Below are 22,796 nucleotides of genomic sequence, written 5' to 3' on the forward strand. Positions count from 1 at the left end.
CCCCGCTCGGGCCGGCACCGGCGAGCATCGACTCGTGACGCAGCTGACCGAGCGCCTGGGCGATGCCCTCGAGGCCCGGATGCGACGTGCGCAGGGCGGGCTCGGCTCCCCGGTGCGCCGCCCCCGCTCCGCGGTCGTGCTCGGCCGGCTGCTCGGGCCCGCGTTCCTGATCTGCTTCCTGACCGGGCTGTACAGCCACTTCCTGCAGGATCCGCTGCCCGGCATGGTGTTCCCGACCCGGCCGGCGTGGATCTACCAGCTCACCCAGGGCGTGCACGTCACGGCCGGCCTGGCGCTCGTGCCGCTGCTGCTCGGCAAGCTCTGGTCGGTCTACGGCCGGCTGTTCGAATGGCCGCCGCTGCGCGGGGTGCTGCACCTGATCGAGCGCGGACTGGTCGGCGTGCTCGTCGCGACGGCCCTGCTCGAGCCGGCGATCGGTCTGATCAACACGTACCAGTGGTACCCGTGGCCGTTCCCGTTCCGGCAGACGCACTTCGCCCTGGCCTGGGTGCTCGTGGGCGCGCTCGCGGTGCACGTGGGCGTGAAGCTGCCGATCATCGTGCAGCACTGGTCGCGGCGCGAGCGCCCGCGGCCCGACCGGCCGCCGATCGAGCGCCACGGAACGGAGGGTCGGGATGCCGACATCAGCGCCTGAACCGCGGCGCGACCTCCTGACCCGCCGGGCGTTCTTCGGGACGATCGCGGCGGCATCCGGCGCCCTCGTTCTGCTCACCGCGGGCCAGAGCTTCGCACCGTTCGACGGGTTCAACCTCTTCGCGCCGCGGCGGTACGGAGCCGGGCCGCAGAGCCTTCCGATCAACCGGACGGCGCGCAAGGCGGGCGTGCGGGATGCCGCCCTCGACCCCGGCTGGCGGCTCGAGGTGGAGGCGGACGGGCGCACCGCCGCGTTCAGCCGCGCCCAGTTGCGTCGCCTGCCGCAGACGGAGGCCGTGCTGCCGATCGCGTGCGTGGAGGGGTGGAGCACGTCCGCGCACTGGCGGGGTGTGCGGCTCGCCGAGCTGTTCGCGCACGTCGGGTCGACGACGCCGCGGGGCATCCGGGTGCGCAGTCTGGAGACCCACGGCGCGTACCGGGTGACGACGATGGAGACCGAATTCGCGCGCGATCCCACGGCCCTCGTCGCGCTCGAGCTGAACGGCGAGGCCCTCGACCTCGACCACGGCTACCCCGCGCGCATCATCGCGCCCGGGCGTCCCGGGGTGCTGCAGACCAAGTGGCTGGCCCGCCTGGAGGCGCTGTGAGCGCGGCGCCGCGGGAGCTGTCCGCCGGGGCGTTCTGGGCGATCCGGCTCACGCTGTACGGGATCGGCGTCGCGCTGCTGGTGACCGGAGCGGTGCTCCTGTTCGGGCGGCCGACCGGACCGCGGCTGACCGGGATCGTGCTGTGGCTGGGCTGCGCGATCGTGCTGCACGACGCGATCCTGGTGCCGACGCTCACGCTGGTCGGCCGGGTGCGCGACGCCGCGGGCCGCCGGATCGGGATTCCATCCGCGGCGGTGCAGCTGGTGAGCGGCGCACTCGCGATCGGCGCCCTGCTGACGCTCGCGGTGATCCCCGAGCTCTGGGCTCAGCACCTCGGACCGGCCAACCCGACGGTGCTGCCCGGCGACTACGGGCCGCGCCTGCTGCTGGTCTGGGGGCTGCTCGCCGTGCTCTGCGCGGCGGGCATCGTGCTCATCACGCTGCGCGTGCGCCGGCGCTCCTTCGCAGCACGCTGAAGCTGCGTCCGCCCCGGGTCCACTGCTCGTCGAGGCTCAGCCCCGCCTCCGCCGCCACGGCCGCGAGCCGGGCCGCGCCCAGCTCCGCCCACGGGAACACCGGACCCCGGCGTCCGGTGTCGTCGCTCAATCGCGCCAGATAGCGCCGATTGCGGCCGGCATCGACGTGGGTCTCGACGTGGATCCGCCCGTCGGGGGCCATCAGCTCGCCGCAGCGCCGGAGCAGCGCGCACGGGTCGCCGCCGATGCCGATGTTGCCGTCGGCGAGCAGCACCGCGCCCCATTCCCCGTCGCGCGGCACGGCGCCGAACACCGAGCGGCGCAGCACGGGCAGGCCCTGTCTGATCGCGTGGCGGACCGCGGCCGGCGAGACGTCGACGCCGAGGGCGATGCGCCCCGCCAGCACGGCGGCCCGCACCAGGCGACCCGGACCGCATCCGACGTCGAGCAGCGAGCCGCACGTTCGGCGGACGAGGGCCGCATCGACGTCGTCGTGCCGCATCCACCGCCCCACCTCCAGCGCGTCGGCGCGACCGCCGGTCAGCACCTGCACCCGCAGCAGGCCGCCGCCCCGCTCGAGGGCCGCCTCGTACGGATCGCCCCCGAACGCCGCCGGCTCGCGACGCTCGCCGACGACGACGCTGTGCCGGATCACGATGCGGCCGGCGCCGCGGAGCGCGCGGCCGCGGCGAACGCGGCGGCCGTGCGACTGGCCGGGATCGCCCGCGCCACGGCGACCAGATCGGCGATGCCGTCGATGTCGCTCAGGGTGGGCAGCGGCCGCACCCGCAGACCGGCGCTCCGCAACCGACCGACGGTGCGCTCACCGGTGTCGTTGCGCGACATCGGGATGCCGCGCACGAGCGACCCGTCCGGTCGGCGCACCCCGAGCGCCCAGAACCCGCCGTCAAGCGCCGGACCGAACCACGCGTCGACGTCGTCCGGCCACGGCCGCAGCACCGGCCGGATGGCGGGGCCGAGCTGCGGGGTGTCCATCCCCACCAGCACCATGGGCTCGTCGAGCCGGTCGAGCAGAGCCGCGAGGCGCTCGTCGAGCGTTCCCCCGGGCTGGCGCAAGAGCTCCCAGCCCGACGCCGATGGCGGCGGATGCCCGGCGTCGCTGTACAGGATCCGGCGGCTTCCGAACCCCTCGAGAGCCGCCAGGGTGTCGTCGAGGCTCGCCGCGGCGACGGCGGCCGCGGCCGCGAGGCTGAGGGGCGGATGCAGGCGCGTCTTCACGCGACCCGGCGCCGGGTGCTTGGCGACGACGACCACGGCGGTCATGCGCCGGCCGCCCGCAGCTGGGCCGTCATGTCGCGCACGGCGCTGATCGCCCCGCGCAGGTCGCCCGACACCTTGGAGCGCCCGATCCGCGGACGGTACGGCACGTCGAGCTCGGCGATCCGCCACCCCGCGCGCGTCGCCGCGACCAGTGTCTCGAGCGGGTAGCCGCTGCGCCGATCGGTCAGGCCCAGGCCCAGCATCGGCTCCCGCCGGAACACTCGGAACGGCGGCACGTCGTGCACGGCGATGCCGAGCCGGCGGCGCAGCCGCCAGGCGAGCAGCTCGTTCGAGAGCCGTTGCGGTGCCGGCCACGCGGCACGGGACACGGGCCGGCGGCGACCGAGAACCAGATCGGCGGTGTCGAGCAACGCGACCGCGGCGGGCAGCAGCCCGGGGTCGAGCGAGCCGTCGGCATCGAGCACGGCCACGACCTCGGCGGTCGCCGCGACCAGGCCGGCGTGCACGGCGGCGCCGTAGCCGCGACGCTCCTCCCGCACCACGACCGCGCCGGCGGCCGCCGCCACCTCGACCGATGAGTCGCGCGAGCCGTTGTCGACGACGATCGCCCGGTATCCCCGCGGCAGCGCCGCGAGCACGCCGGGCAGTGCCGCCGCCTCGTCGAGGCAGGGCAGGACGACATCCACGCAGGCGCTCACGCCGCCACGCTAAGGAGGGCACAGCGCGGGCGGGCCGCCGAACCCTTACGAAGTGGAGACGGACGCCCTGCGGCGCCGTCTCCACCGGCTCGGCGCCGGCCGGGCGCGCGAGAATGGCGTCACCATGAATTCCGCGACCGCCGACATCACCGACCGCCGGGTGCTGGTCGTCGACGATGACCCCGCGGTGCGCGACGTGGTGTGCGACTACCTCGACGCTGCGGGCCTCATCGTCGACCGCGCCGCCGACGGGTTCTCGGCGGTCGAGGCGGTGCGCCGCACCCGGCCGGACGCGATCGTGCTCGACCGGATGCTGCCCGGGATCGACGGCCTCGAGGTGTATCGCCGGCTCCGTGCCGAGGTCGGCCCGATCCCCGTCGTGATGCTGAGCGCGCTCGGCGCGACCGATCAGCGCATCGACGGCCTCGAGCTCGGCATCGACGACTACCTGCCCAAGCCGTTCTCGCCGCGCGAGCTCGTGCTGCGGGTCTCGGCGCTGCTGCGCCGCAGCGTCGACGACACGACACCCGAGGCGCCCTTCCGGCTCGGCCGCTTCTGGCTCGACGCCTCGAACCACCTCGTGACCCTCGACGGCGAGCCGCTCGTGCTGTCGATGCGCGAGTTCGACCTGCTCGCGTACCTGCTGAAGCACCCGGATCGGGTGCTGAGTCGCGACCAGCTGCTGCGGGCCGTCTGGGGCTGGGAATTCGGCGACCGATCCACCGTGACCGTGCACGTGCGGCGGCTACGGGAGAAGGTCGAGGCCGATCCCTCGAACCCGACGACGCTGCAGACGGTGTGGGGCGTCGGGTACCGCTTCGTCTCGGAGGTCGCCGCGTGACGATCGGCGACATCCTGGCCATCGTCGGCATGGCCGCCTCCGCGGCGGGCGTCGTCGGCCTGGTCGCGATCTCCCTCCTCCTGGTGCTGCGTCGTCGCACCCTCACCCTGCAGCTGCAGGTGGTCTCGGCGGCGGGGGTCGTGGCGATGGTCGCCGGGATCGCCACCGTCTCGCTGGCGATGTACCTCTCGTCCCACGACCTGCTGGTCTCGCTCTGGGTCAGCGGCGTCGCCGCCGTCGTCTCGCTCGCGATGGCCACGGGGCTCGGCGTCGTGCTGCGCCGCTCGGCAGGACGGCTGCGCACCGCCGTGCGCGCCGTGGGCGACGGGGAGCTGGTGCCGGTGGCGTCGTCGTCGGGGTCGGAGCTGTCGGCACTCGCCGCCGAGCTCACCTCGACGAGCGAGCGGCTCGCGAGCGCGCGGGAGGAGATCGCGCGGATCGATGCCTCGCGGCGCGAGCTCATGGCGTGGATCTCGCACGACCTCCGCACGCCGCTCGCCGGCCTCCGCGCGATGTCCGAGGCGCTGGAGGACGGGGTCGCTCGCGACCCGGCGAACTACTACCGGCAGATGCGCGACCAGGTCGACCGCTTGAGCGCGCTCGTCGACGACCTGTTCGAGCTCTCGCAGATCCAGGCCGGTGTGCTGCGCGTGGCGGCGGCGCCGGTTCCGCTGCGAGCGCTGCTGACGCAGGCCGCCGCCGAACTCGCCCCGATCGGCCTGCCCCGTGGCATCCGGATCGAGGTCGACGCCGACGACGCCGAGATCGTCGCCGACGCGCGTCTGCTCTCGCGCGTGATCGCGAACCTCGTGGTCAATGCCGTGCAGCACTCCCCCGACGATTCCGTGGTGCGCGTCACCGCGCGACGGCGCGACGACGGCCGCGCGCACCTGACCGTGCAGGACACGGCCGGGGGCATCGCCGCCGAGCAGCTCGAGCGGATCTTCGACGCCGGCTGGCGCGGCGATCCCTCGCGCACGCCGGAGCCGCTGGTCGGCCGCAGCGCCGGCGCCGGGCTCGGGCTCGCGATCGCCCGGGGCATCGTGTCCGCCCACGACGGCCGCATCGAGGCGAGCAACGTGGCCGGCGGTAGCCGGTTCGACATCCACCTGCCGAGCCGCGCGATCGGCGAGCCGGCCGGAGCCTGACGCCGCCGGGTCAGAGACCGAGCGCGTCCAGCTGCGCGAGCACCTCCGCGGGCTCGGTGCGGGTCGTGTGATCCGGCCGCGCCTCGATCCAGCGCAGCACGCCGTCCGCATCCAGGATCGCCGTCGTCGGCATCGGCAGCCGCGGTGTGCCGTCCGCGTTGGTGGCCGCCACGTCGAGCCCGTTCTCGAGCTGCAGCGCGCGGGACTCATCACCGGGCTGGGTCACGACGCCCAGATCCTCGGCGATCCGGTTGCCCGGGTCGGAGAGCACCGTGAAGGTCAGCGCGTGCTTCTCCTGCATCGTGAGCGAGCCGTCCGGGTGCTGGGGGCTGATCGCGACGAGCCGGATGCCCCGGGCGGCGAGCGGCTCGACGAGCTGCTGCTGGTACACCCGCAGCGCGACGTTGCAGTATGGGCACCAGGCGCCGCGGTACAGCACCACGACGATCGGCGAGCCGGCGGCCGCGGCGGCGAGCGAGGTCGGCTCGCGGTGCACGTCGAGGAGGGCGGCGTCGGGGAAGGGCTGCCCGATCCGACCGCTGAGGTCGGGCCGCGGCAGGATCGCCAGCGCGACCTGCTCGCGGGAGTACGCGCTCTCCGGGCGGCCGGCGTGCGGGGCGCTCACCTCGTCGGCGATGGGGGTGCTGGTCATGTCTCCTCCAGGGGGTCGGAGCTCCATCCCAGCCGCGACAGAATGTACTGGCGAGTACAATCGTCGAATGAGCACCTCAGCCCCCGCGCTCCCGGCGACCGCGAAGGGCCGCGCGACGCGCGAGCGCATCGTCTCGGCGGCGGCGCGGCTGATGCTCGTCGACGGCGTCGCCCGCACGACGCTCGACGACGTCGGCGCCGAGGCGCGCGTGGGCCGGTCGCAGCTCTATCACTACTTCGACGACAAGGCGCGGCTGGTCGAGGCGGTGATCGCGCACCACGCGGAGTCCGTCCTGGGCGGCGACGAGCTCGTGCGGCTCGACGACTGGGAGGCCTGGCGGGCCTGGCGCGACGCGGTCGTGGCCGGCCAGGAGGCGCAGGCGTGCGTCGGCGGATGCCCCCTCGGCTCGCTCGCGAGCGAGCTGTCCGACATCGACGACCGGGCGCGCCGCGCCCTCGGCGTGACGTTCGACGAGTGGGAGCGCCGGTTCCGCCGCGGGCTGGAGGCGATGGCGCGCCGCGGCGCGCTCGCGACCGGCGGCGCACCGGGCCGACTGGCCACGACGGTGCTCGCCGCCCTGGAGGGCGGGCTCCTGCTGGCTCAGCTGCGCCGCAGCACCGCCCCGCTCGAGGCCGCGCTCGACGGCGTCCTCGAACTGCTCGGCGCGCCCGAGCGGCCGTGAGCCGATCGGGTCAGACGGCGATGGGGCCCAGGCGGTCCTCGGCCGCCTGGCTCTCCGCGATCAACGCCAACCGATGCAGGTCCGCCTCGATCTGCCGGCGGTCCAGGTCGACGCGAACCGCCGCCTGCGCCCAGGCCGCTCGCGGAGTCCATCGGAGGACCACGTCGACACGCGTGTGGTCCTGATCGATCGGCGCGAACCGGATCTCGCCGCTCGACGCGCTGCCGCGCCAGCGGAAGGCACCGGGTCCTGCCGCCAGGGCCGCCCGGTACTCGTGGCGGAAGGGGCCGATCGCGATCGTGCCGCTCACCGAGTCCATGCGCACCTTCGCGGTGCCGAGACCGTGCACGACGTGGTGGCGCACCGCGTCCCAGCAGCACTCGCGGACGACCGGGAGGGGCGCCGCGACGAGACGGGAGACGACGACCTCGCGCGCCCGGGGAACAGGACGGGGAGCACGGAGTCCGCCGACACGGGCACGGACGGCGGTGGCGATCGACATGTCCCGACGGTACAGCGCCCGGGCCGCCGCGGGGTGCGATCCTGAGAGGACGCGCAGTCGGGATCGGCGATCCGGGTCAGGCGCCCACCAGGATGGCGGCGACCGTCTCCCGGGCGATCTGACGCTCCTCGTCCGTCGGAACCACCAGCACCTCGACGCGGGAGCCCGCCGCGGCGACGCTGCGGGGTGCGCGCGACGGGGACTGGTTCGCAGCCGCGTCCAGGCGGATGCCCAGGAACTCCAGCCCCGCGACGGAACCGGCGCGCACGACCGCGCTGTTCTCCCCGACGCCGGCGGTGAACACCACCGCGTCCAGCCCGCCCATCTCGGCGGCGTAGGCGCCGATGTAGTGCCGGATGCGGTGCAGGTAGACGTCCAGAGCCAGGCGGGCGGCGGGGTCGCCGCTCTCCGCGGCGTCGACCAGCTCCCGCATGTCCGCTCGGCCGGCCAGCCCGAGGAGGCCGCTTCGGCGGTTCAGGAGGTCGTCGAGCTCGTCGGTCGTCATGCCCGCGTTCCGGGCGAGGTAGATGAGCACGGCCGGATCGATGTCGCCGGACCGGGTGCCCATCACGAGCCCCTCGAGCGGGGTCAGGCCCATGGACGTGTCGACGGAGCGCCCGCCGGAGACGGCCGCGACCGAGGCGCCGTTCCCCAGATGCAGCACGACCATCCGCAGGTCGGCGAGCGGGCGCTCGAGCAGCTGCGCCGCACGCTCGCCGACGATCCGGTACGAGGTGCCGTGGAACCCGTAGCGACGGATGTGGTGCGCCGCCGCGAGCTCCGCATCGATCGCATAGGTGAACGCCGCGGGCGGGAGCGTGTGGTGGAAGGCCGTGTCGAAGACCGCGACGTGCGGCACGTCCGGCAACGCGCGCCGCGCCGCCCGGATGCCGGCGAGCGCCGCGGGGTTGTGCAGCGGAGCCAGCGGCGACAGCTCCTCGATCGCCTGCTCCACCGCGTCGTCGATGATGGTCGCCGCGCGGAACCGATCGCCGCCGTGCACGACGCGGTGACCGACGGCGTCGATCCGGGGGCCCCCCAGTTCGGCGAGTATGCCGTCGACGGCATGGGCGTGATCCGGCGCGTCCGTCCCGGAGGGGCCGATGCGCTCCACCAGGCCCTGCGCACGCGTCTGGCCGGAGTCGGCGTTCAGCAGCCGGTACTTGACCGAGGACGACCCGGTGTTGAGGACGAAGACCTCCGGTGAGGTCATGCCGGCTCGTCGCCCTGCGCCTGGATCGCGGTGATGGCGATCGTGTTGACGATGTCGCGCACCAGCGCCCCGCGCGAGAGGTCGTTGATCGGCTTCGCCAGGCCCTGCAGGATCGGCCCGATGGCGACCGCACCGGCACTGCGCTGGACGGCCTTGTACGTGGTGTTGCCGGCATCCAGATCGGGGAAGACGAACACCGTCGCGCGGCCCGCGACATCCGAACCGGGCAGCTTGGCCTTCCCGACCTCGGGGTCGGCGGCGGCGTCGTACTGGATCGGCCCCGCCACCGGCAACTCCGGAGCCCTCTGCCGCACCAGCGCCGTCGCGGCCCGCACCCGATCGACCTCGGTCCCCGTGCCGGACTCGCCCGTCGAGTAGCTGAGCATCGCGACCCGCGGCTCGATCCCGAACAGCCGCGCCGTCGCCGAGGACGAGATGGCGATGTCGGCCAGCTGCTCGACGGTCGGCTCCGGGATCACCGCGCAGTCGCCGTACACGAGCACCCGGTCGGCGAGCGCCATCAGGAAGACGCTCGACACGGCCGAGACCCCCGGCCGCGTCTTCACCACCTCGAAGGCCGGCCGGATGGTGTGCGCGGTGGTGTGCGTCGCACCGGACACCATGCCGTCCGCCAGGCCGAGCAGCACCATCATCGTGCCGAAATAGGCGACGTCGGTCACGAGCTCCGCCGCCCGCTCCAGGGAGACCCCCTTGTGCGCCCGACGGCTGCGGTACTCCGCCGCGAACCGGGCCACCAGTTCGGGGTCGCGGGGCGATACGACCGACGCGGCGTCGATGTCCAGCCCGAGCTCGGCGGCGCGGGAGCGCACGCGCACCTCGTCGCCGAGCAGCGTGATGTCGGCGATCCCGCGTTGGAGCACGATCGCGGCGGCGCGCAGGATCCGGTCGTCGTCGGCCTCGGGCAGCACGATCCGGCGTCGGTGCGCGCGGGCGCGCTCCACGAGCGTCTGCTCGAACCGCAGCGGGGTCATCGTCGGGTCGACCTCGATGCGCAGGAGCCGGATCAGCTCCGGCAGGTCGACGTGCCGCTCGACGAGGCCGACCGCTCTCGCGTGCCGGGCGGGCGAGTCCGCGGCCAGCCGGCTGTGCGCCCGGGTCGCGCGGATCGCGGTGTCGAAGGTTCCCAGCCGGGTACGCGCGATCGGGAGCGACGTGCCCATCCCGTCGAGCAGGCGCATGACGGGCTCGGAGAGTTCGAACCCGCCGTTCAGGATGACGCCCGCGACCGTGGGGAAGGTCGCCGAGGCATGGGCGATGACGCTGCCGATCAGCACGTCGACGCGATCCCCGGGGACGATGACGACGGCGCCCTCCTGCAGGCGCGGCAGCACGTTCTCCAGGGTCATGGCGGCGATGACCGTGCCCGACACCGGACGGTCCAGCAGCTCCTGCTGTCCCCGGACGAGCTCCGCATCGGTCGCCGCGAGGACGGACCCGAGCAGCGGCGCCGTGAGCGCGGCATCGTCGGGAACGCCCCACGCGGGCATCCCGCAGCGTTCCCGCACCGCGCGGGTGACGGCATCCAGCTCGCCCGGATCGACCCGGTTGACCACGAGTGCCACGAGGTGGGCGTGCTCGGCCCGCAGCTCCGCCATCGCGGTGAGGCCGATCTCCGCGATCTGGTCGGCCGTGCGCGGCGAGCCATCCGGGTTCCGCGCGTTCAGCACGAGCACGACCGAGGCCGCGAGGGTCGCGGCCACCCGGGCGTTCATCGCGAACTCGGTCGGCGTGCCGACGTCGGTGTAATCGGACCCGACGATGAGCACGGCATCGTGACCGCGCTCCGCCTCCGCGCAGCGCTCCAGGATGCGCGCGAGCGCCGCATCCCGGTCGGCGTGAACGGCCGCATAGTCGACGCCGACGCCGTCGCCCTCCGAGGCGCCGGCATGGGAGCGCAGCATGTCGAGCACGTAGTCGACGCCGCCGCGCCCGATCGGCCGGAACACGCCGACCGAGCCGACCGTCCCCGTCAACGCCTCCAGCAGACCGGCGGCGATCGTCGACTTGCCCGAGCCGCCTTCGGCCGAGGTGACCATGACGCGTGTGGCCATGTCATCACGCTACGCGCTCCGGTGCGGCGGTCGTCGGGGAGCCGTTCGAGGGGGACCCGAGCGCACCGACCGGCCGGCTGCTTCTGGTCACGGTGTGCACGGTCGTGTTGTCGCCCTTGTCCTCGCGCCGTCGCCTGCGATCCGGCCAGCCTGCGCGGCACGATCGGGGGGCCCGGCTACGTGTGGCTCGTGGTCCCGCGCCGAGCAGCCGCGTCGGCCGCCGCACGGAGCCGTTCGCCGATGTGGGCGATCTCCTCAGCCGTGAACTCCGCCCCGCCGCCGAGCACGTTCATCCCGATGACGGTGTCACGGCCCGGGAGCACCACGGGCGCGACGACGCTGTACACCTCATACCGGCCGCCCGGCTGGAGCGGGATGGGCATGAAGTTGAACTCCGGGTCGCCCACGATCCCTTGCGCGCCCCGCAGCACCTCCTCGCCGGGCATCGCCTCGTTCGCCGCGCTGTCGAGCAGATCCTGAATCCGCATGAAGTCGGTGTCCTTGGTGAACCACGTCCAGCCGTCCTCCCGCAGGCGGCCGAGCATCGCGAGGTAGCCCTGGCGGACCTCGTCGGTCAGCGGCGCCGGGGAACGCGCAAACCACGCAGCGAGCTCGGACTCCGTGGCCCACGCCATCAGGGCCGGCCCGATGGGCGGGACGAGCGGGATGCGGTACCCGACCGGCGAACCGACCAGTTCCGTCGACTGGGGGGCGACCCTGGCGAGCACCACCGAGGCGTCGCCGATCGCCGCCGTGACGGTGCACTCCAGCCCGAGTTCGGCCGTGAGGTCGGTGATGACGTCGTGCGAGAGGTCGACGAGCTTGAGCGCGTCGAGCAGATCGCGGTCCGGCCACGAGTAGAGAGCCCGGGGGTTGAACTCGCCGTAGCCCCGGCGGTGGAAGATGAGCGGCGGCGCGGGATCGTCGGTCCCGAGCTCGCGCACACGGCCGACGACCATCTGGTGATCTCCGATGCGCGAGATCGACTCGATGTCGCAGTCGATCCATGCGACGACACCGTCGAGGATCGGCGACCCGGACGCCGCCCGGCGCCACTCGACATCGGCGAACCTATCCGCGCCGCTCTTCACGAATTGGCGGACCAAGGGCTCCTGGGTGCGGCTCAGCACGTTGACGCAGAACGACGCGGAGCGACTCAGCGTGGCGAAGGTCTGCGAGCGGTCGTCCCCGAAGAACGAGACGAGCGGGGGATCGACCGAGACCGAGCTGAAGGAGCCGACCACCATCCCCAGGAGGTCCCCATCGACGTCGGCGGTGATGATGGAGACCCCGGTCGGGTAGTGGCCGATCACCTGCCGGTAGTACGAGCCGGGATCGACCGGAGCCGTCTCGTTGCCGCCCGTGCCGACCGACATCTCCGAGCGCTGCTCCGTGATCATGAGGCCCCAGCACCCGGGCGCTCCAGCCCGAGATTCTCGCGCAGCGTCGTGCCCGTGTACTCGGTGCGGAACAGCCCGCGCTCCCGGAGCACGGGGATCAGCCGGTCGGTGATTCCGTCGAGGCCTCCCGGCATGTAAGACGGCTGGAACATGAACCCGTCGGCCGCGCCGTGCGTGAAGAAGGACTCCATGACGTCGGCGACCTGCTCGGCGGTTCCGACGAGCCGGAGCGCGTCGGAGACCCCGGCTTTGAAGCGGATGAGCTCGCGCACGGTCGCCCCGGTGATGGCGCGGTCGTAGATCTGCCGATACCGGGTCTGCGCCGCCTGCACCTGCTCCGGCGGCAGCAGGCGCTCGGCCGGGATCGGCTCGTCGAGGTCGAGGTCGCTGATGTCGACGGGCGTGATGAAGCGCTGCACGTCGGCCCGCCCCGCCTCGAAGTCGATGAGGTCGAGCAGCTCCTCCGCGATTCGCTTCGCTTCTGTCTCGGTGTCACCGATGATCACGACGAGAGCGGGCAGGATACGCACGGCGTCGGGGTCGCGGCCGGCGTCGACGGCGCGCTTCTTCACATCCGAGTAGAACCGCTGCGCGCCCTCGAGCGCGGGCTGGGGCGTGAAGATGAGGTCGGCCCACTTCGAGGCGAACGCGAGTCCCGCAGCCGAGGAGCCGGCCTGCGCGAAGACCGGCCAGCCCTGCGGCGGCCGCGGAACGTTGAGGGGTCCGCGCACCGTGAAGTACTCACCAGCGAAATCGATGGGGTGGATCCGGGCGGGATCCGCCCACATGCCCGTCGACTTGTCGTCGACGATCGCGTCGTCCTGCCAGCTGTCCCATAGCTGCGTGACGACCGCCATGTACTCGTCGGCCATCCGGTACCGCTCGTCGTGATCGATCGCCGCTGCCGAGAAGTTGTCCGCGCCGAGGAAGGAGGTCACGATGTTCCAGCCCGCCCTTCCCCCGCTGAGATGGTCGATGGAGGCCATGTACCTGGCGAGGTTGTAGGGCTGGGTGAAGGTCGTCGATCCGGTCGCGATCAGACCGATCCGGTCGGTCAGCGCCGAGAGGGCCCCGAGGGCCGTCATAGGCTCCTGCGGGTAGTTGAGGGCCTGTCGGAAGTCCGACGGCCCCGTCGACACGTTGTCGGCCAGGAAGAGCGCGTCCATGCAGGCGCGTTCGCACTGCTGGGCGATCTCCGCCAGCAACGGCAGTCCGAGCAGCCGCTCCGACGTCGAGCCGGCTCGCCTCCACGATCCGACACTGAGGCCGCCCGAGGCGTTGTAGAGGGCGAGGTTCATCTGGCGGGGGCGCACGGCCATCCGGGTGCTCCTTCCTTCCTTCGTGGCGTACGTTCAGCTCGCTCGGCCGCGGGGGCGCGCCAGTCCGAGATGCTCACGGAAGGTCGTGCCGATGTACTCCGTGTCGAACAGACCACGGTCCTTCAGCTCTGGGACCAGCCGCTCGGTGATCGCATCGAGCCCGCCCGGCATGTAGGGCGGGATCAGCATGAATCCGTCGCTACCCCCTTGCGTGAAGTAGGCCTCCATGAGGTCGGCGGCCTGCTCCACGGTGCCCGTCACGTGTGCGTGGTCATTGAGACTCGACTTGATGCGGATGAGCTCGCGCAGCGGCGCACCAGCTGCCGCCGGCTCGTAGTACTGTGCGTACTTCGTCCGCCCCGTCTGCACCTGGTCCGGCGGCAGCAGGCGTTCGGTCGGGATCGGCTCGTCCAATTCGAGGTCGCTGATGTCGACCGGCGAGAGGAACCGCTGGAGGTCGGCCCGTCCGGCGTCGTAGTCGATCAGATCGAGAAGGTCGCTCGCGAGCTGCTCCGCCTCGCGCTGGGTCTCGCCGATGATCGGCACGAAACCCGGGAGCACTCGCACGGAGTCCGGATCGCGTCCGGCTGCGGCAGCCCTCTCGCGGACGTCGGCGTAGAACCGCTGCGCGCCGTCGAGCGTCGGCTGTGGCGTGAAGATGATGTCGGCCCACTTCACGGCGAGGCCGAGCCCCGCCGGCGAGGACCCGGCCTGCGCGAACACGGGCCAGCCCTGGGGCGACCGGGGGATGTTCTGAGGTCCGGCGACCTTGTAGTACTCGCCCTCGAAATCGATCCGGTGGATCCTGGCGGGGTCCGCCCACATCCCCGCCGCCTTGTCGTCGACGATCGCGTCGTCCTGCCAACTGTCCCAGAGCTGGGTGACGACGTCCATGTACTCGTGCGCCTGCCGGTACCTCTCGTCGTGGTCGAGGTTCGGCGCGGAGAAGTTGTGAGCTCCCGACACCGAGGTCACGATGTTCCACCCGGCGCGCCCATTGCTCAGATGATCGATCGACGCCATGAACCGTGCGAGGTTGTACGGCTCGATGTACGAGGTCGACCCGGTCGCGATCAGCCCGATCTTGCTCGTCACCGCGGACAGTGCGCCGAGCACCGTCATGGGCTCGAGAGGGTAGTTGAGCGCCTGGCGGAAGTCGTCGGGTCCGGTTGAGACGTTGTCGGCGAGGAAGAAGGCATCGATGCCGGCTCGCTCGCACTGGATGGCGATGTCCGCGAACAGCCGGAGCGTGAGGACCCGATCGGAGGTGCTGTCGTCGCGCCGCCACGACCCGATGCTGATGCCGCTCGGGGCGTTGTAGAGCGTGAGCGCCATTCGGCGAGATGCGTCGTTCACGGGGTGCAGCCCTTTCTCTCGGTGTCTGCGATCAGGCGAGCAACTGGTAGACGTCGCAGATTGACTCGACCATGTGCTTGGCGATCTTCTGATGCAGCGGAGGCTTCTGGTCGTCGCGGCGCGTGGAGAAAGACAGCATGCGCGGGCTGTTCAGCGCATCGGGGCTGTCGATCTCGTACATCGCGAAGAAGTTCGGGATGCCGTCCACGGCCTTGAAACGCCGGGTGCGGAGGTAGCCGGGGCACGACATGAGCTCGTCAACGTGCTCCTCGTCCATCCAGTCGTTGTAGAGATCGATGTACTCCCGCTCAGGGCTGTGGGAGACCACGAGCATCCCGCCGACCGGGGTGGTGGCGGCCTCCGGGTTCACGTGATCCCTGATCTGAACCGCCGTGACCCGCATGAACTGGTCGAAGACAACGGGGGCGCCGTTGACCTCGATCTCCAGCCCGAAGCCGCGGCCGACGGCATCGAGGAATGCATCGGTGTGCGCGACGGCGATGTCCTCGAGCTCGTAACGGACGATGTAGCCGGGGTACGGAGGGCCTGCGATCTTGCCGCCGCCCTCCCGGTTCCTGAACGACACCACGACCTCCCATTCGGTCGCGCTCGATACCCCTGGGACGGCGAGCACCGCCGGGGTCCTGACGGTCGCGCACCACTGGCGCAGAGCAGCGAGGTCATCCCCCGGGTCGATGGCGATCATCACGAACCCTGGCTGAGCGGTGTGGTGGGACATTGATGTCGGCGCCTTTCTCTTCGGTGGCGTGTCGATGTTCGTGGCGAAGAGGGCAGCGGACCCGACCCCTTCCCAGGAGCCGAACCCGCCGCCTCTGCACAGATCAGCCGGCCGAGCGGCCCAGCAACTTCAGGACCTTCGCACTTTCCGCCGCCGTAGGTGTCCACGCCGGGGTGTAGCCCTTCGGGATCGACGGGCTGTAGACCGAAATGCCGATCGAGCCCTGCGAGGAGTCCTGACCGGATTTGCTGAGCAGCCAGTTCGCGAACAGCTTGCCCGCGTTCGGGTGCGGCGACTTCTTGGTGGCGGTCAGCATGACGTTGAACGCCGGACCCGATGTGATCGGAGGCAGGACACCGTCCACCGGCGCTCCCGAGCTCTTGAGAGCGGCCATCACGGCCGGCAGTGCCGGGACGGTGATCCCCCCTTGTCCGGCGACCATGGCCTGGCCGGCGGCGGAGATCGTGTTGAAGTACTGCGGCTTGTTGGCAGCGATTCCTGTCAGCACGGAGTCGCCGTACTGCTTGGCCTGGTTGACGAAGAACGACATGATCGTCGCCGAAGCCGTCGGATCCGGCAGTGTGAGCAGTCCCTTGTACTTCGACTTCGTGAGGTCCTTGAACGTCTTCGGGATCATCGACCCGGAGATCGTCTTCGTGTCGTAGATGATCTCGAACGCGCCGATGCCCATGGTGGCGGAGACGAAGCCCTTGCCGTCGGGGGTCGCCTGCTTGTACGCCTTCGGGTAGGTATTCAGCTTGAAGACCGGCAGCTTCGCCGAGCTCAAGTTCATCGCATAGTTCTTGGACACCATCTTGTTCATGAATTCCGTGTCTGCGGACATCGTGACGACGTCTGCGGCAGGGCTGCCCGACTGTGCTTCGGCCTCATATCGCTGCGTCAGGGGGCCACTGTTGAGGGCGACGTACTGCACGTTGATCCCGAATTTCGCCTTGAAGGCCGCCACGGTCTGATCATCGAGAGCCGGGGGCTCCTCGGTGTACCAGACCACGCTCCCCTCCTTCTTCGCCGCCGCCTCGAGGGCCGTGATGTCGCCCTGATCGCCGGTCGCCTTCGACCCTGACGAGCTGGACGGCGTGGTTCCGCCGGGCGCGGAACAGCCTGCCAGGGCGATCACGGCGATCACCGGCAATGCGATTGCCCAATGCAAATGATGGGTCATGTGAATCTCTCCTTAGGTGTGTTGCTGCACTCCGGTGGGCAATAAGACACTGCGGGCTCGGGTTCGAGCGTATGATCTTCGCCCTTGGTATGTCAATGGATTGACTTGAGCGTCGCGTTGTTCGCAAGGTTCTTTCCATTGGCCTTCCTCGAAGCGGGGTGGGCCAGGTTCTCTGTCCCTCCACGTCCGTAGCTTGCTCTTCGGTTGAGAAGAATCAAACGATTGAATTATGAGCGGCAGTCGGCGACAGTGCCGCGCCGGGCCTACACGCCCTGCAGGGCCGAGCTGAGCTCGGTGATCGGGGTCTGCGGGTCGCCCACGATCAAGCCGATGACCTTCTCGATCCGCTCAGCCGACCATGTCCTGTCGGCGAGTTCGCGCACCTTGGCGGACATCGTCGCGATCGATGGCGCGTGCGCGGCTGGATTGTCCCGCTCACTCACGATCGTCGACCCATCGCGCAGGGTCACCTCGATCGTCGCGACCGCGGTGCCGGTGGCATAGCGCCCCTCCTCACCGACCGAGGAGATCCGTTGGGCGAGCTCGAGAACCTCGGGGTCGTTGAAGTTCCGCATCGTCGCCAGCGACGTGAGCGGACGCCCCAGTAGGCCGGCGGCCACCAGGAACTGCGTGCTGTCCTGTGCCTCGTACATGTTCTCGAACGGGCCCGTGTTGTCGCCGCCCGGGAACGCATGCACCTCCGCCGGCTCGCGCACCAGCACGTGGTCGATCTGCGACGGGTCGACGCCCTGCTCGAAGACCGCCGCAGCGCTCTCCATCATGTTGGTCTTGCCCCCCGCCGCGGGATACGTCTTGGCGATCACCGTGGGCAGCGCCCAGTCGTCGGGGAACGTCTCCCGAGCGAGGTCCCCGTCGCCGAAGACCGAGAACCAGCCGGAACCGCCCTCGAACGTCGGCGATGCCGCCTCCACGCCGCCGTAGCCCATCCACCCGGCGAGCAGGCCGTTCTGCGCGGCGATGCCGCCGTGGATGTAGGGCTCCATGGTCCCGTGGCCGAAGCCCTCGAGGAAGCCCGACGAGAGATTCGCACCCATCGAGAGCGCGACAGCGGTGCGCTGCGCGGACAGGCCGAAGGCGCTGGCCGACGCGGCGCTCGCGGCCACGGCGCCCACGACCGGGGTCGTGCGGAACCCGCGGAGCCAGATGCGCTTGCCCGACATGAATCCGAGCCGGACCTGGATCTCGTAGCCGGCCACGACCGCGACGAGGAGGTCGCCGACCGTGCCCGGACGACCGCGCAGCGCAGTCCCGGACTCCGCGGCCGCGAGAGCCGCGGGCACGACGGCCGCGCCGGGATGGTCGCCGCTCGGGGCGTTGTAGTCCTCGAAGAGCAGAGAGTGGACGGCCGTGCCGTTCACGAGCGCGGCGTCACGCGGCGCCGCGGTGCCTCCGGTCGGCAGCACGGTGCTGCCGCCGGCGTCGCCGCCCGCCGCCACCGTTGCCAGGATCGCCTTTGTGACCGGCATGTCGTGGCCGCCGACCGCCGTGCTGACGGCGTCGAGCACGCGATCACGAGCACTGTCGAGGATGCTGCTGGGAATGGTGTCGAGGCTGAGGTCGGCGACGAAAGCGGCCATGGTGTCGGCGAGCGCCATTGTGTTCTCCTGTCGAATCAACGAGTATGTTGCGGATCAGAACGGAAGGACCCGGAGGTCCTCGGTCGCGACTCCGACCCACGCCGCGGTCCCGGTCTCGAAGAGCACCGAGTCCGATCGCCAGAGGCGAAAGTCGCGGTCCGCGAAGGTCACGACATGCTCGGTGCGAGAGCCGCTGAAGACGCTCGCCGTGACCGTGACCTGCCAGCGGTTCGCGATGTCGTTCGGCTCCACCAGGTTGAGCTCGACGCGTTCCGGGCGGCAGGAGACGACGACGAGATCGCCCTGCTTCACCCCATCGGCGACGGAACCGGCCGAGAGTTCGCCCACCTCGGTGTCGACGACCGCCGTTCCGTCGGGGTCGATCCGCCTCACCGTGCCATCGATCTCGTTGAGCGTCCCGACGAAGCCGCCGACGTAGCGCGACGACGGCTTCCGGTAGATCTCCTGGGGGCCGCCGGACTGGGCGACCTTGCCCTTCTCCAACACGGCGATCGAATGCGCGAGCTCCATCGCCTCCGACTGATCGTGGGTGACGTAGAGGGCGGCGAATCCGAGCTCGCGCTGCATCGAGAGCAGCTCGAAGCGGAGCTGCTCTCGCACCTTGGCGTCGACGTTGGACAGTGGCTCGTCGAAGAGAACGAGGTCGCTGTTGGAGACGAGTGCCCTGGCGAGCGCCACGCGCTGCTGCTGGCCACCGCTCAGCTGGCTGGGGTACTGCTTGCCGAGCTCGGGGATGCCCACCATCTCCAGCGCACGCGCCACGCGTCCGGCGTGCTCGCTCTTCTTCACCTTCTTGCAGACGAGCGGGTAGGCGATGTTCGCCGCCACCGTCATGTGCGGCCAGAGCGCATAGGACTGGAAGATCATGTTCAGTCCGCGCTTCTCGGGAGCGAGGTTCACCTTCGTCGCCGCATCGAACACGGTGCGACCACGGATCTCCACTCGTCCACCGACGGGGTGCTCCAGGCCGGCCACGCAGCGCAGCAGGGTGGTCTTCCCGCACCCGCTCGGGCCCAGCAGCACGGTGAACTGCCCCGGCATGACCTCGATGGAGACGTCATCGACGGCGTTCACCGTCGTGCCGTCGGCACGACGGAAGTGCTTGACGAGGTTCGACACCTTCACCATCGGAGCGTCAGCCGCCTGCGCGGTCTCTGCAGCCATCGAATTCCTCTCCACCAGCAATTGATCTGACATCAGCGGGCACCCTCCATCGGTGCGGTCATGGTCACACGGCTCCCGGACGGAGTCGCCCACCCCGGAGCCGTCGCGCGAGGAGGTTGGCACCGAGCAGGACGATGACGCTGATGATGGTGACGATGATCGCCAGCGCGGCGAGCTTGCCGAAGTAGCCCTGGAAGTAGAGCAAGTACATCTGCTCGCCCAGCACGGGGTTGGAGGTCCCGGCCAGAATGATCGAGGCGTTGAGCTCGCCGAGCATCCACAGGAACAGCAGCGACCACCCGGCGATCAGGTCGGGGAGCATCAGCGGCAAGCTGATCCGCAGGAACGTCCTGCCGTCGCCGCCTCCCGAGATGTGCGAGGCCTCCATGAGCTGCGGACCGACCTGAGCCGCCGCGGCGTCGGCGTTCACCGTCGCCTGCGGCATGAAGTGCACGAGGTAGGCAAGCAGGAGGATTCCAAATGTCCCGCCGAGGTGCCACGGGGCGCCGCCGAACGCGAGCAGTACGCCGACACCCAGGACGACCGCCGGAATGGGCGCACCGACCTTGATCAGGATGTCGACCGCGCGACCGACGCGGCCGGGCGAGCTCCGCACGAAGCGGGCGATGATCGCAGCGACGAACATGCCGACAGTCGCGCCGAGAAGGGCGAGCAGCAGGCTGGTTATGAGGGCGGTGCTCGAGAACGCATCGCCGAACAGCACTGTCGTGTACTGCGTGAGCGACAACGTGGTGAAGTCCCAGTCGAACGACCAGAACCCGCGGAACGACACCCACAGCAGCGCGAGGAATGGCAGCACCACCGCGATCAAGGCGTACAGGATGATGACCAGTCGCCCCAGCCACCTCAGCTTGCCGAGGTGGATCTCGGTGGCCTTGCCCCGTCCGTTGATCGTCGCGTAGTTGGACCGGCGCAGCACCCTCGTCTGGATCCACCAGACGATCGCGACTGCGACGAGCATGAAGGTGCTCAGGCCGACTGCGCCCGCCGTGTCGGCCGGGTAGCTGAAGCTCAGGATGTTGGCGATGCGCACCGAGAGGATGTCGATTCCCGACGTCGTGCTGAGCACCGCCGGGCCCGCGAAGAAGGCGAAACCGAAGAACACGGTCAGCAGCATCGCGGCGCCGAGACTCGGCCGGACGGACGGGATGGTGACCCGGAAGAGCGTGCGGAGCACCCCGCCGCCGCTCACCCTGGACTGCTCCTCGAGCTGAGCATCCGAGTTCTCCAGGCCGGCCGAGACGAGGAGGAAGGTGAACGGGATCATGTAGATCGTGTAGACGAAGATCATGCCGCCGTAGCTGTAGACGTCCAGCGGGCCCTGGTCGAGATGGACGCCGAGGGGGCTGAGGATGTTGCGGATCAGGATGTTGACGAGGCCCGTCTTGGGCGAGAGCAGCATGGCCCACCCCATGGTGCCGACGAGCGCGGGCAGGACGAACGGGAGCAGCGGGAGGATCCCTCCAAGCCAGCGGATCCTCGCGTCGGTGCGAACGACGAGCCACGCCAGCACCGAGCCGCAGACGACCGCGATCGCGCCGCTGACCACCACGATCACGAGGGTGTTGAGAAGCATCTGCCAGAGACCGGGCAGACCGAGAACATGGCTGAATACCGCACCGGGGTTGAACGTGCCGTCCGTGAAGAAGAGCCCGGCGATCACCGACAGGATCGGGTACATCGCGAGGAGCATGAAGACGATCGCAAGGGCGAGGCTGATGCCGCTGAACAGCGTGAAGCGGCTGCCATCGGATCTGCCGGCCGCCGGCTGCGTGCCGGGTGCCGCGCCCGCGGGCAACGTCTCCGGGAGCGCCGTCACGTCAGTCCCACCCACGCAGCTGCATGGCCGATGCCGGCGACGCGGAGCCCTTCTCGCTTCATTGCACATCTCCTCTGTTCCCGCGACGCCGCTATGAGCCGCCGAGGACATCCGATACGTCGGGGAGCCTAACCCGCCCGTGCCGAGAAATCAAAGGATTGATTTCCATGATTGTTGTGAGCGATGGGCCCGCCTTACGATACGGTGCCACACAGATTTTAGGTGGGCTCACCGATCAAGTGCGGTTAGAGTGTCACTAAATCAACCGATTGATGGGAGTTGAATGAGGATCACCGCCGTGACGGCCGTCCCCTTCGTGCTTCCGTACCGTCGTCCGTTCCATATGGCGAGCGGCACCGTCCTCGAGGCCGCGCATGTCCTCATCCGGATCGAGACGGACGAGGGGCCGATGGGTGTCGCCGAGGCGGTGTCGCGGTCGATGATCTACGGCGAATCGCAGGCCTCCATCGTCGAGGCGGTGAGATCGTGGTTCGCGCCCGCGCTCGCGGGTCTCGACCCGTTCGAGGTGGAGAGCGCGCAGAAGGTGCTGCGCTCGGTCGTCGCCAACGACACCACCAAGGGGGCGATCGACATCGCCCTCCACGATCTGCGTGGTAAGGCTGTCGGCGAGTCCACCTGGCGACTGCTCGGCGCGGCGTCGACCTCGCTCCGGGTGACGCACATGCTCGGCACCGGCTCGGTCGCCGATGTCGTGGCCGAGGCCGCCGCCGCCCGACAGGACTCGGGCATCGACGCGTTCAAGGTCAAGGTCGACACCCGGATGAGCTCGAGCCTTGCGCTGCTCGCCGCACTGCGTCGCGAGCTGGGCGATGACGCCCTGCTCTACATCGACGCCAACCAGAGCCTGAGCGCCGAGGAGACGGTCGCATCCCTCGGCCGCTTGGCCGAGCTCGGCGTCCACCTCGTCGAAGAGCCCGTGCCGTCCACCGATCTCGTCGGCAAGGCGCGCATCGCCGCTGCGGGTGGGGTCGCCATCATGGCCGATGAGAGCGCGACGACTCTCGAGACGGCCGCGGTGCAGCTCACGACCGGCTCCGCGCGTGCGCTGAGCATCAAGCCCGCTCGCACCGGCTACACCACCAGCTCGCGGATCCTCGGCCTGGCGCGCGGGCTCCACGCGAGGGCCATCATCGGCAGTCAGGGTGATTCGGCCATCGGCACCATCACCTCCGCCACCTTCGGCGCCGCGTTCGAGTGGACCGCCAGGGAGCCGGCCGAGCTGGACTACTTCCTCGGGCTCGGCGACCAGATCGTGACGAGCGCACCCGTGATCCGGGCCGGTCGGGTGCACGTCGATCCGACCGTCGCCGGCAACGGGGTCGAGATCGACGAGGACAAGCTCGCACACTTCCGCGTGGATTCCTGAG

At 70.6% G+C, this 22,796-nt stretch carries 22 protein-coding genes; 7 read left to right on the plus strand and 15 right to left on the minus strand.

The genetic code is table 11. From position 1 onward, the window contains the following. The first annotated feature begins 34 nt into the window (after positions 1–34). Genes ABD285_RS01625 through ABD285_RS01635 form a run of 3 tightly spaced genes read left to right on the plus strand, consistent with a single transcriptional unit; the run spans position 35 to position 1,738 of the window. Positions 35–655 carry a hypothetical protein gene (locus tag ABD285_RS01625; RefSeq protein ID WP_344199717.1) on the plus strand — a complete coding sequence of 207 codons (621 nt, stop codon included), beginning with the start codon at positions 35–37 and terminating at the stop codon, positions 653–655. After that, positions 636–1,262, plus strand: a complete 627-nt coding sequence (locus tag ABD285_RS01630; RefSeq protein ID WP_284253526.1) for a molybdopterin-dependent oxidoreductase — start codon at positions 636–638, stop codon at positions 1,260–1,262. Before ABD285_RS01625 ends, ABD285_RS01630 begins: the two co-directional genes overlap by 20 nt. Next, complete coding sequence (locus tag ABD285_RS01635) at positions 1,259–1,738, plus strand: hypothetical protein (protein WP_284253527.1); 480 nt, start codon at positions 1,259–1,261, stop codon at positions 1,736–1,738. The genes ABD285_RS01630 and ABD285_RS01635 overlap by 4 nt, the downstream gene beginning before the upstream one ends. Here ABD285_RS01635 and ABD285_RS01640 read toward each other — a convergent pair. Genes ABD285_RS01640 through ABD285_RS01650 form a run of 3 tightly spaced genes read right to left on the minus strand, consistent with a single transcriptional unit; the run spans position 1,698 to position 3,678 of the window. Beyond that, positions 1,698–2,393: a class I SAM-dependent methyltransferase gene (locus tag ABD285_RS01640; protein ID WP_284253528.1), complete on the minus strand. Its 696-nt coding sequence runs from the start codon at positions 2,391–2,393 to the stop codon at positions 1,698–1,700. The genes ABD285_RS01635 and ABD285_RS01640 overlap by 41 nt on opposite strands. After that, entirely contained in the window at positions 2,390–3,022 is a 633-nt protein-coding gene (locus ABD285_RS01645) for a TIGR04282 family arsenosugar biosynthesis glycosyltransferase (protein ID WP_344199724.1), read from the minus strand. The genes ABD285_RS01640 and ABD285_RS01645 overlap by 4 nt, the downstream gene beginning before the upstream one ends. Further along, positions 3,019–3,678: a glycosyltransferase family 2 protein gene (locus ABD285_RS01650; protein WP_284253529.1), complete on the minus strand. Its 660-nt coding sequence runs from the start codon at positions 3,676–3,678 to the stop codon at positions 3,019–3,021. Before ABD285_RS01650 ends, ABD285_RS01645 begins: the two co-directional genes overlap by 4 nt. 124 nt (positions 3,679–3,802) lie before the next feature. On the opposite strand from ABD285_RS01650, the gene ABD285_RS01655 reads away from it, so the two are divergent. Next, positions 3,803–4,519, plus strand: coding sequence for a response regulator transcription factor (locus tag ABD285_RS01655; RefSeq protein WP_284253530.1), 717 nt, complete (start codon positions 3,803–3,805; stop codon positions 4,517–4,519). Then, complete coding sequence (locus ABD285_RS01660) at positions 4,516–5,667, plus strand: sensor histidine kinase (RefSeq protein WP_344199730.1); 1,152 nt, start codon at positions 4,516–4,518, stop codon at positions 5,665–5,667. Before ABD285_RS01655 ends, ABD285_RS01660 begins: the two co-directional genes overlap by 4 nt. Positions 5,668–5,677: 10 nt before the next feature. Here the strand turns inward: ABD285_RS01660 and ABD285_RS01665 are convergent, their stop codons facing one another. After that, positions 5,678–6,319: a peroxiredoxin-like family protein gene (locus ABD285_RS01665; protein WP_284253532.1), complete on the minus strand. Its 642-nt coding sequence runs from the start codon at positions 6,317–6,319 to the stop codon at positions 5,678–5,680. 67 nt (positions 6,320–6,386) lie between these two features. On the opposite strand from ABD285_RS01665, the gene ABD285_RS01670 reads away from it, so the two are divergent. Beyond that, a complete protein-coding gene (locus ABD285_RS01670) occupies positions 6,387–7,001 on the plus strand; it encodes a TetR/AcrR family transcriptional regulator (protein ID WP_344199733.1) in 615 nt (204 codons plus the stop codon). A gap of 10 nt (positions 7,002–7,011) precedes the next feature. On the opposite strand, the gene ABD285_RS01675 is transcribed toward ABD285_RS01670, so the two are convergent. The 11 genes from ABD285_RS01675 to ABD285_RS01725 form a co-directional block, all read right to left on the minus strand. Continuing rightward, complete coding sequence (locus ABD285_RS01675) at positions 7,012–7,503, minus strand: SRPBCC family protein (protein WP_284253535.1); 492 nt, start codon at positions 7,501–7,503, stop codon at positions 7,012–7,014. 76 nt (positions 7,504–7,579) lie between these two features. Further along, complete coding sequence (locus tag ABD285_RS01680) at positions 7,580–8,716, minus strand: acetate/propionate family kinase (protein WP_344199736.1); 1,137 nt, start codon at positions 8,714–8,716, stop codon at positions 7,580–7,582. Further along, a complete protein-coding gene (gene pta, locus ABD285_RS01685) occupies positions 8,713–10,788 on the minus strand; it encodes a phosphate acetyltransferase (RefSeq protein WP_344199739.1) in 2,076 nt (691 codons plus the stop codon). Before pta ends, ABD285_RS01680 begins: the two co-directional genes overlap by 4 nt. Before the next feature lie 176 nt (positions 10,789–10,964). Further along, positions 10,965–12,188 (minus strand): flavin reductase, encoded by a 1,224-nt coding sequence (locus tag ABD285_RS01690; RefSeq protein ID WP_344199742.1) that lies wholly within the window; start codon positions 12,186–12,188, stop codon positions 10,965–10,967. After that, on the minus strand, positions 12,185–13,507 hold the full coding sequence (locus tag ABD285_RS01695; protein WP_284253538.1) for an NtaA/DmoA family FMN-dependent monooxygenase: 1,323 nt from the start codon (positions 13,505–13,507) through the stop codon (positions 12,185–12,187). The genes ABD285_RS01690 and ABD285_RS01695 overlap by 4 nt, the downstream gene beginning before the upstream one ends. 33 nt (positions 13,508–13,540) lie before the next feature. After that, positions 13,541–14,863, minus strand: coding sequence for an NtaA/DmoA family FMN-dependent monooxygenase (locus tag ABD285_RS01700; RefSeq protein ID WP_344199747.1), 1,323 nt, complete (start codon positions 14,861–14,863; stop codon positions 13,541–13,543). Positions 14,864–14,894: 31 nt separating this feature from the next. Further along, on the minus strand, positions 14,895–15,569 hold the full coding sequence (locus ABD285_RS01705) for a hypothetical protein (protein WP_344199750.1): 675 nt from the start codon (positions 15,567–15,569) through the stop codon (positions 14,895–14,897). Between the two features lie 136 nt (positions 15,570–15,705). After that, entirely contained in the window at positions 15,706–16,569 is an 864-nt protein-coding gene (locus tag ABD285_RS01710; protein WP_344199753.1) for an ABC transporter substrate-binding protein, read from the minus strand. Positions 16,570–17,048: 479 nt separating this feature from the next. Continuing rightward, positions 17,049–18,401, minus strand: a complete 1,353-nt coding sequence (locus tag ABD285_RS01715; RefSeq protein ID WP_344199756.1) for an MmgE/PrpD family protein — start codon at positions 18,399–18,401, stop codon at positions 17,049–17,051. A gap of 36 nt (positions 18,402–18,437) precedes the next feature. Continuing rightward, positions 18,438–19,568, minus strand: coding sequence for an ABC transporter ATP-binding protein (locus ABD285_RS01720; RefSeq protein ID WP_284253547.1), 1,131 nt, complete (start codon positions 19,566–19,568; stop codon positions 18,438–18,440). Between the two features lie 64 nt (positions 19,569–19,632). Next, positions 19,633–21,408 (minus strand): ABC transporter permease, encoded by a 1,776-nt coding sequence (locus ABD285_RS01725; protein WP_284253548.1) that lies wholly within the window; start codon positions 21,406–21,408, stop codon positions 19,633–19,635. 298 nt (positions 21,409–21,706) lie between these two features. Here ABD285_RS01725 and ABD285_RS01730 point away from each other — a divergent pair, with 298 nt between their 5' ends. Then, complete coding sequence (locus ABD285_RS01730) at positions 21,707–22,795, plus strand: mandelate racemase/muconate lactonizing enzyme family protein (RefSeq protein ID WP_284253549.1); 1,089 nt, start codon at positions 21,707–21,709, stop codon at positions 22,793–22,795. Position 22,796 lies beyond the last annotated feature (1 nt).

Origin of the sequence: Pseudolysinimonas kribbensis, assembly GCF_039531715.1 — a bacterium.
In the GTDB taxonomy this organism is placed as follows: Bacteria; Actinomycetota; Actinomycetes; order Actinomycetales; family Microbacteriaceae; genus Pseudolysinimonas; species Pseudolysinimonas kribbensis.